The 8,217-nt window shown below is 68.6% G+C and carries 9 protein-coding genes and 1 pseudogene; 6 read left to right on the top strand and 4 right to left on the bottom strand.

Features of this window, described 5'->3' with window-relative positions; genetic code table 11:
* Position 1: 1 nt before the first annotated feature.
* Positions 2-544, bottom strand: coding sequence for a dihydrofolate reductase family protein (locus tag IEY84_RS22320; protein WP_229788927.1), 543 nt, complete (start codon positions 542-544; stop codon positions 2-4).
* Positions 545-699: 155 nt separating this feature from the next.
* Between IEY84_RS22320 and IEY84_RS22325 the strand changes: the two genes are divergently transcribed.
* The gene (locus IEY84_RS22325) at positions 700-1,377 is read left to right on the top strand and encodes a cytochrome b/b6 domain-containing protein (RefSeq protein WP_183549108.1); all 678 of its coding nucleotides are present in this window, start codon (positions 700-702) and stop codon (positions 1,375-1,377) included.
* A 3-nt stretch (positions 1,378-1,380) separates the two neighbouring features.
* Here IEY84_RS22325 and IEY84_RS22330 read toward each other — a convergent pair whose 3' ends face one another.
* Positions 1,381-2,196 (bottom strand): crotonase/enoyl-CoA hydratase family protein, encoded by an 816-nt coding sequence (locus IEY84_RS22330; RefSeq protein ID WP_183549107.1) that lies wholly within the window; start codon positions 2,194-2,196, stop codon positions 1,381-1,383.
* A gap of 47 nt (positions 2,197-2,243) precedes the next feature.
* Here IEY84_RS22330 and IEY84_RS22335 point away from each other — a divergent pair, with 47 nt between their 5' ends.
* From IEY84_RS22335 to IEY84_RS22345, 3 genes are all read left to right on the top strand, one after another.
* Positions 2,244-3,893 carry an acyl-CoA synthetase gene (locus IEY84_RS22335; protein WP_183549105.1) on the top strand — a complete coding sequence of 550 codons (1,650 nt, stop codon included), beginning with the start codon at positions 2,244-2,246 and terminating at the stop codon, positions 3,891-3,893.
* Positions 3,890-4,999 carry an NAD(P)H-dependent flavin oxidoreductase gene (locus IEY84_RS22340; protein ID WP_221209139.1) on the top strand — a complete coding sequence of 370 codons (1,110 nt, stop codon included), beginning with the start codon at positions 3,890-3,892 and terminating at the stop codon, positions 4,997-4,999. The genes IEY84_RS22335 and IEY84_RS22340 overlap by 4 nt, the downstream gene beginning before the upstream one ends.
* A gap of 170 nt (positions 5,000-5,169) precedes the next feature.
* Positions 5,170-5,997 carry an alpha/beta fold hydrolase gene (locus IEY84_RS22345; protein WP_183549102.1) on the top strand — a complete coding sequence of 276 codons (828 nt, stop codon included), beginning with the start codon at positions 5,170-5,172 and terminating at the stop codon, positions 5,995-5,997.
* Between the two features lie 46 nt (positions 5,998-6,043).
* On the opposite strand, the gene IEY84_RS22350 is transcribed toward IEY84_RS22345, so the two are convergent.
* Positions 6,044-6,556 carry a hypothetical protein gene (locus IEY84_RS22350; protein ID WP_183549100.1) on the bottom strand — a complete coding sequence of 171 codons (513 nt, stop codon included), beginning with the start codon at positions 6,554-6,556 and terminating at the stop codon, positions 6,044-6,046.
* A 97-nt stretch (positions 6,557-6,653) separates the two neighbouring features.
* Between IEY84_RS22350 and IEY84_RS22355 the strand changes: the two genes are divergently transcribed.
* Positions 6,654-7,091: a DUF6234 family protein gene (locus IEY84_RS22355; RefSeq protein WP_183549098.1), complete on the top strand. Its 438-nt coding sequence runs from the start codon at positions 6,654-6,656 to the stop codon at positions 7,089-7,091.
* Positions 7,092-7,713: 622 nt separating this feature from the next.
* Here the strand turns inward: IEY84_RS22355 and IEY84_RS22360 are convergent.
* Positions 7,714-7,934: pseudogene (locus IEY84_RS22360) on the bottom strand (hypothetical protein); the annotation flags it as partial.
* Positions 7,935-8,062: 128 nt separating this feature from the next.
* On the opposite strand from IEY84_RS22360, the gene IEY84_RS22365 reads away from it, so the two are divergent.
* On the top strand, positions 8,063-8,217 hold a 155-nt coding region (locus IEY84_RS22365; RefSeq protein ID WP_229788930.1), incomplete at its 3' end, for a leucine zipper domain-containing protein.

The following is an 8,217-nucleotide window of genomic DNA, read 5'->3' on the forward strand; positions in this document are numbered from 1 at the left end:
GTCAGGAGTAGCGGACCACGTACCGAAGGTGGGTCACTCCGCGCCCCTCGAGGCGCCGAATGAGCTCGAGCTCGACGGGCCCGACGCCGTCGTCGGGGAAGAGTCGTCTCCCGGCGCCGAGGAGCACCGGCACGAGATGGATCTCGATCTCGTCGAGCTGACGGGCGGCGAGGAGCGCCTGGGCGACGCCGGCGCCGTGCGCCATGACCGCCTTGTCGCCGGCCGCCTGCCGCGCCTCGTCGGCACACCGGTCGACGTCGGTGAAGTAGCGGGCACTGCCCGGCGGGACGTCGTCAGGGTGATGGGTGAGTACGTGGATCGGCACGCCGTCGTGGTGGTCGCCGCCCCAGCGGTCGGCGAGCTCATACGTACGCCGTCCGGAGATCAGCGCGCCTGTAGCGAGGTACTCCCGGTAGACGTCACCGTTCACGCCGGTGCTGTGACGGTCATCGAGCCAGTCGAAGATCCGCCCGCCGCCGCGACCCAGTCCTTGGCCGTGGCGGTCGTCAGGGCCAGTGACGAACCCGTCCAGGGTCATGGACATGGACAGACGGACGGGTGTGCGTGGCGTGGGTGAGCTGTCGGACATGGTTCCTCCTGTGGTGGTCGCGCCGCGGATGTCGGCGCTCACCAACACCACGATCGGAATCCGGTCGATCCGACACGATGACCCCGGCGGTCCCGCTACGCTGCCTCCTGATGTCAGGCGCGAAGGCAACGGGCTATGGGGTCGTCACCAAGACCCTCCACTGGCTGACTGTTGCCGCATTCGTGCTGCAGTTCGTCGTCGGCTACGTGATGTCCACGGAGGCCGAGGAGCCGCTGGAGGGGACCGGCGCGCAGATCGACTGCGACCCGCCCGGGGAGGATCGCAGCGGTGGTGACACCTCGGACGCGGAGGAAGAGCGGATGGACCGGCTCGAGGAGGCGTGCGAGGCCGAGCGCGACCGGCTCGAGGAGCGTGGTGAGGACACCCTCGCAACCGCGTGGTCGGACCTGTGGAGCGGCCGCCTCGGCACCGGTGGGATCACCCTGCCCGAGCTGCACATCCTGCTCGGTCTGGCGATCCTGCTGCTCGGCGGCCTCCGGGTGGGGTGGCGGTTGATCGCCCCGCTGCCTCCGTGGGACCAGCGACTCACCGCGAGCGACCGGCGACTGGCCCATGTCACGGAGCGAGCTCTGTTGACGCTCATGTTCGTCGTCCCGCTCACCGGTCTCGCGCTGGTCGCCGTCTCCGACGACCTGGTCGCGCTGCACGTGGCCGCCCACATCGCGTTCTTCGTCGCGCTCGGCGCCCATGTGCTGCTGGTGCTGAGCCGTGGGTTGCTTCCGCGGATGCTGCCGGGGACCTCGTACGTCTCGAAGGATCGGGCCTGAGCCTCAGCGGCCCTTGAACTCCGGCTTGCGCTTCTCCAGGAAGGCCTTGGGGCCCTCCTTGGCGTCTTCGGAGGCGAAGACGGCGGCGCCGACCTTGGCGTCGTCGGCCCAGCACTCGTCCTCGTGCTTGCCCTCGGACTCGCGCATCGTCCGTAGGATCGCCTGCACGGCCAGAGGCCCGTTGGCAGCGATCATGTCGGCGAGCTCGTGGGCCTTCTCGAGCGCCGTGCCGTCGGGGACGACGTGGCCGATCAGACCGAGCTCCTTGGCCTCGGGAGCCTTCAGCGTGCGTCCGGTCAGGAGCAGCTCGGCGGCGACGGTGTAGGGGATCTGGCGGGGGAGGCGGACCGCGGAGCCGCCCATCGGATAGAGCGACCAGCGGGCCTCGGCCACGCCGAACTTGGCCGACTCCCCGGCGACCCGGATGTCGGTGCCCTGCAGGATCTCGGTGCCGCCGGCGATGGCGGGACCCTCGACCGCAGCGATCAGCGGCTTGGTGAGCCGGAAGCCCTTCAGGAGCCCCTTGAGCACGGTCGGGTCGAAGCCCTCGTCGAAGGACTCCGAGGGCGGCTTCTCGTCGGCCGCCTTCAGGTCCATCCCGGCACAGAAGTAGCCACCGGCGCCGGTCAGGATGCAGACCCGGATCTCGGGGTCTGAGTTCACCCGGTCCCAGGCGTCCTCCATGATCCGCAGCATCTCGGAGGAGAGCGCGTTGCGGCGCTCGGGACGGTTCATCGTGACGATGAGCTTGTGGCCGTCCTGCTCGACGATCGCGTCCGGCCCAGAGTCGGTCCCAGCAGAAGTTTCTGTGATCGGCATAACACCAGACCCTAGCGGAAAACTGAAACGTGTTCTAGTCTCGCTCCATGGCGCTGAACCTTGCTGACCTCTTCGAACACGCCGTCGACGCCGCGCCTGAGAAGGTGTCGGTCCAAGTCGGCGACCGCAAAGTGACCTACGCAGAGCTCGAGCGTGAGTCCAACAAGCTGGCCCACTACCTGGCCGGCCAGGGGATCGGGAAGGGGGATCACGTCGGGCTCTATGCCAAGAACTCGGTCGAGCACGTCATCGCTCTGCTCGCCATCCTCAAGATCCGTGCGGTGGCGATCAACGTGAACTACCGCTACGTCGCAGGGGAGCTGGAGTACCTCTTCGAGAACGCCGACCTCAAAGCCCTGGTCCACGACCGCGTCTATGCGCCACTGGTCGCCGAGGTCGCCCCCAAGCTGACGGGGCTGAAGACGTTCGTCGCCGTACCCGACCCGCTCGAGCCTCACGACGACTCCGACCTGAGCACGTTCGGCGGAGTGACGCTCGCGGAGGCGCTGGCCGGACAGTCCGAAGCCCGCGACTTCGGCGAGCGCAGCCCCGACGACATCCACGTCATCTACACCGGCGGCACCACCGGGTTCCCGAAGGGCGTGATGTGGCGCCACGAGGACTTCTGGCGCGTGCTCGGCGGCGGCATCGACTTCATGACGGGCGTGCCGCTGGAGGAGTACGACCAGTCCAAGCAGGCCGCCGGTGATGGGCTCATCACCCTCCCGCTGAGCCCGCTGATGCACGGCGGCGCGCAGGCCTCGCTGCTGATGCATCTCTTCGCCGGCCAGGTCACGATCCTGGAGCCCAAGTTCGACCCGGTGAAGACGTGGGAGATCGTCGACCGCGAGAAGGTCCAGATGATGTTCATGACCGGGGACGCCATGGCGGTGCCGCTCATCGACGCGTACGAGGCGGGTGGCTTCGACGGGCAGAGCCTGTTCGCGATCGCCTCCTCGGCCGCGATCTTCTCCAAGTCGGTCAAGGAGCGCTGGATGAGGGCCTTCCCGAACGCGGTCTTCACCGACTCGGTCGGCTCGACCGAGACCGGCTTCCAGGGCACCGGCCTGCAGGATGCCTCCGCGCTCTCGACCGACGGACCCGTCGTCACCGCAGGCGGGCACACCGCGGTGATCGGCGAGGACGGCCATCCCCTCGACCTGGCCACCGACGTCGGCAAGATCGGCCGCACGGCCCGCAAGGGCCACGTTCCGGTCGGCTACTACAAGGACCCCGAGAAGTCGGCGAAGACCTTCGTCGAGATCGACGGCGAGCGCTACGCGATCCCGGGCGACTACGCCCGGATCGAGACCGACAACCGCCTCACCCTCCTCGGACGAGGCTCCAACTGCATCAACACCGGCGGCGAGAAGGTCTACCCCGAGGAGGTCGAGGCGGCCATCAAGGCACATCCCGACGTCTACGACACGCTCGTCGTCGGGATCCCGGACGAGCGCTACGGCCAGGCTGTAGCCGCCGTCGTCCAGCCGCGACCGGGCACGACCATCGAGCTCGAGGGGCTGCGTACGTTCTTGCGGGCTCACCTCTCCGGCTACAAGCTGCCGCGGGCACTGACCATCGTCGACGAGGTGCCCCGCAACGCGACCGGCAAGGCTCAGTACCCCAAGGCCAAGGAGATCGCGCTGGCGACCCAGGCCGCCGCGACCGACCCTGACGCAGAAGGAGCACCAGCATGATCCGTACGGCACTGTGCGAGGCATTCGGGATCGACTACCCGATCTTCGCCTTCACCCCCTCGGAGCACGTGGCCGCGGAGGTCTCTAAGGCCGGCGGGCTGGGCGTGCTGGGCTGCGTACGCTTCAACGACGCCGAGGAGCTCGACCGCACCCTGACGTGGATGGACGAGAACACCGACGGCAAGCCCTACGGCGTCGACGTCGTCATGCCGATGAAGGTACCGACCGAAGGCACCTCGACCGACCTGTCGGCCTACATCCCCTCGGAGCACGCCGAGTGGGTCGACAAGACGCTGCTTTCCCTGGGGGTGCCGCCGCTGCCCGAGGGGGAGGGGCGCGAGGGCGTGCTCGGCTGGCTGCACTCGACCGCGCGCTCGCACGTCGACGTCGCGCTGCAGCACCGGCCGGTGCTGATCGCGAACGCGCTTGGCACCCCGCCCAACGACGTCATCGAGAAGGCCCACGAGCACGGCGTCAAGGTGGCCGCCCTCGCAGGCGCCCCGAAGCACGCGGTCTCGCACGTCTCGAACGGGGTCGACATCATCGTCGCCCAGGGCTACGAGGCCGGCGGGCACACCGGGGAGATCGCCTCGATGGTGCTCCAGCCCGACATCGTCGACGCGGTCGGGCCGGATGTGCCGGTGCTGGGCGCAGGCGGGATCGGCTCGGGTCGGCAGCTCGCCGCCTCGCTGGCGCTCGGTGCACAGGGCGTCTGGACCGGCTCCATCTGGCTCGGGACGAGCGAGTATCGCAACCTCAACACCCACGCCGGCTGGGAGAGCGCCTTCACCCGCGCCACCTCCGCCGACACCCGTCGGATGCGGATCTACACCGGCAAACCGGCCCGGCTGCTGAAGTCGAAGTGGACCGACGTGTGGGAGGCCGAGGGTTCGCCGGCGCCGCTGCCGATGCCGCTGCAGAACCTGCTCGTGTCCGACGCCCACAACCGCATCAACGCCGCGGGGGACCCCGAGGTCGTCGCGATGCCGGTCGGGCAGATCGTCGGCCGGATGAACGAGGTACGCCCCGTCGCCGAGGTCATGGCCGACCTCATCGCTGAGTTCGAGGCCACCGTCAAGCGCCTGGACGCGATCGCCGAGGGATAGACCGCAGGGACAACGAAGGCGCCGGCTCGGATCACCGAGCCGGCGCTTTTCTCATGCCCGATCCCGGCGCGCCTTACCTCGGCGCGCTATCGCACACCATGGTCGCCGGCGCCGCTACCGCACACCTCAGCCCGCCATCGAGGCGGGAGAGGCCCTGACAGGATGGACGAGTGACGATCTCCAGCTACGTACGTGACGGGCTCGCCTTCGACGTGATCGACTCGGGCCCGGCCGACGGCGACCCGGTCGTGCTCCTGCACGGCTTCCCGGAACGGGCGACGTGCTGGCGCGAGGTGTCACCGATCCTGCACGAGGCGGGCTTTCGGACGATCGCCCCCGACCAGCGTGGTTACTCACCGGGCGCCCGACCGCGTACGCGCCTCGGCTACCGCGGGGGTGAGCTGATCGAGGACGTGGTCGCGCTCATCGACGAGATCGGTCGCCCGGTGCACCTGGTCGGACATGATTGGGGGAGCGCGGTCGGTTGGGGAGTCGCGGCCCGGCGGCCAGACCTGGTCCGGAGCTGGACTGCGATGTCGGTGCCGCACCCGGTCCCGTTCGCGAGGTCGATGAAGGGTCCGCAGCGACGTAAGTCGGCCTACATGGCCCTCTTCAACATGCCGTTCGTGCCCGAGCTGGTCTCGGGTCGTGACGGCCGGATGGAGCGGATGATGCGGGGGAGTGGCTGGAACGACGACGACGTCGAGCGTTTCCGGGAGGAGATCGTCGACTACGGCGCACTCCCCGGCGGCCTCGGCTGGTATCGCGCCCTTGTCCTGGCTCCGCGCATCGGGCGGGTGTCGGTCCCGACGACGATGCTCTGGAGCGATGGTGACGTAGCCATCGGTCGCACGGCGCTGGAGGGCAACGAGGACTCCGTCACCGGCCCCTACGAGCTCATCGAGCTCCCCGGCGTCAGCCACTGGATCCCCACCAAGGCTCCCCGGAAGGCGGCGGATGCGATCCTCACGACCATCGCCAAGGCGACAGGGGCGTGAACGAGCAGGCTCGGTCCCGTGCTCGCCTACCCAGGTATGGCCGGTCCTACTCGGTCCCGCCGACCGTCGGCGAGGACGGCCTGGGTGTGGTGTCCCGAGCGCTGATCGCCTCCCTGACCCCGTCGATCGCTGCGCGGATCATGTGGCCATATGGTCCGTGAGGAAGCGCCGCTGACCGCTCCTCGGCTCTGTCGATGTGATCCGAGGCTGCCTGGAACGCCGCCAGGCGTCGAAGGTTGTCGGCGATGTTGAGATGCAGGCTCGGATAGAAGCCGGCGACCTGGAGGCTCGCGTCGTGCTCCTGCGCGCGCTGGTCGGTGAGCGCATCAGCGGCATCGAGGGCGCGTACGTCCCAGACCAGCGCCTCGGCCGGCTCGGCGTAGAGGTCGGCGAGATAGTGGGCCAACGTGCACCGGTGGAACGGATCTCCCAGCACCCCGACGTCGCCCCAGATGGCGAGCAGCTCCTCCCGCGCTCGGACGGCGTCGCCCTCGCGACCGAGGGTCACAGCAGCGGTGATGGCGTCCATCGTCGGGTCAGCAGCAGGCGTAGCGGTCATGCCCCGATCCTGAGGCTTCGCGCGGCCTGAAGGTCAACATCAAGAGTTGAGTACGCAGACTCATCACCCCACGCGTCGGTGCCGCGAGACTCGTCGCATGCTCACTTCTGACCGTCCGGCAAGCCTCCGTTGGCGCGTCACTCGCCAACCGTGGGCGCCCATCGCCACTGCACTGGCGTCCCTGGTCGTCGTTGTCGCCCTCGCGAAGCTGGTCATGAACTGGCTGGATGTCTACCTGGTCTTCTTCGGCGAGCGGCCCGAGGTCGAGACGTCGAACATCACCGCCTACCGCGTCTGGGGTGCGATCGCGGTCGCCGCGCTCCTCTGTGGAGTGGTCGCCCATGCTCTGAACCGTCGCCGGCGAGTACTCGGATCGTTCTGGCAGGTCCTGCTGACCGCCGGCAGCGCCGCGGTCGTGATGGTCTGCTACATCCCCGGCGCCGTGGATCTGCCGGATCCGGAGCAGGTCGAGGACGGCTACAGCGCCCCACCCTGCTACTCCGGCGGCGACAACGACGAGTGCGTAGGAGGATGACGCCGCCGCCTTCCCCTCGGTGCAGATCTCGGCGAAGGTAACTCGGGAGTGAACGTCGATCACGGTGTGTACGAACGCGGTGTCGATCGAGGTCCGGTACTCCTTGCCGCGCAGTCCTGTGCGACGGGCGGTAGCCTTTTTGTTCGGGTCCCCTTGGTGTCGGCCGACATGGCGCCATCCGCCACCGTCGGATGTTGTCGAACGTGGTGACGTCGACGTGGATCGGCGATCGCAGATGCGGGTGTAGATAGCGACTCATCGCCGGCTGGCATGCCGAGCCAGCCGGCGATCTGGATCGACGGATCGTGCAGCTGCGGTGGCGGGGCTGACTCGGTCCGGTCCAGGTCAGGCGTGATCATGATGGGGCTGGCGTGTGGCCGGGAGCTGCGGTCGCCCGCTTCTGCGCGGTTCGCCGGGAGACCATGAACACCGTGGCTCCTGCGGTGTCGGTCCAGCGTGGGACACGAAGGCCCCTGGAAGGTGCACTGCCTTCGCCAGCGGGTGGACGTCGAGGTAGCCGCCGACCGCGCCATCACCGAGTGCGATGAGGGTTGATCCGAAGATGGCGCTGACATGCGCTGTGCCGACGGCCGGCGGATGCCCACGACGCGCCACACTCGAGCGTGGTCTCGTCCCAGGCGAGCTGAGCGGCCGAGGTCTTGTTGGGCTGCAGCACCACCATCGGGCGCTGCAGCTGCTCGGCGGTCCAGGCCGCCGTCGCCGTCTTACCGGTGCCGTCTTACCGGTGCCGGTCGCGCCGAGCAGGACGACATCCTGGATCCGCTTGGTGATCTCCGCGATCGCGGCGGGCTGGTCACCCGAGGGCTGGTAGCCGGAGACCACCCGCGGTGCCGCGGCCTCTAGATGTACTCAGCCAAGAGGTTGGTGACACTCCGGGTCGGTTGTTGACCTAGCGAAGACCTCCGGGTGCGGTGGTTGCTGTCTAGGTCATCCACCATCCGGAGGTCTTCGTGTCCCACCGTAATGCCCGGCTGAACTTTCGTGGCCGGCAACTCCTGGTCCAGCGAGTCGTCGAGCAGGACTGGGCCGTTGCGCACGCAGCCAAGGCCCAAGGTGTCTCTCGTCAGTGCGCGCACCGTTGGGTCAACCGGTTCCGTGCCGAAGG

The organism is Nocardioides albus (genome assembly GCF_014648255.1).
Lineage (GTDB): Bacteria > Actinomycetota > Actinomycetes > Propionibacteriales > Nocardioidaceae > Nocardioides > Nocardioides albus.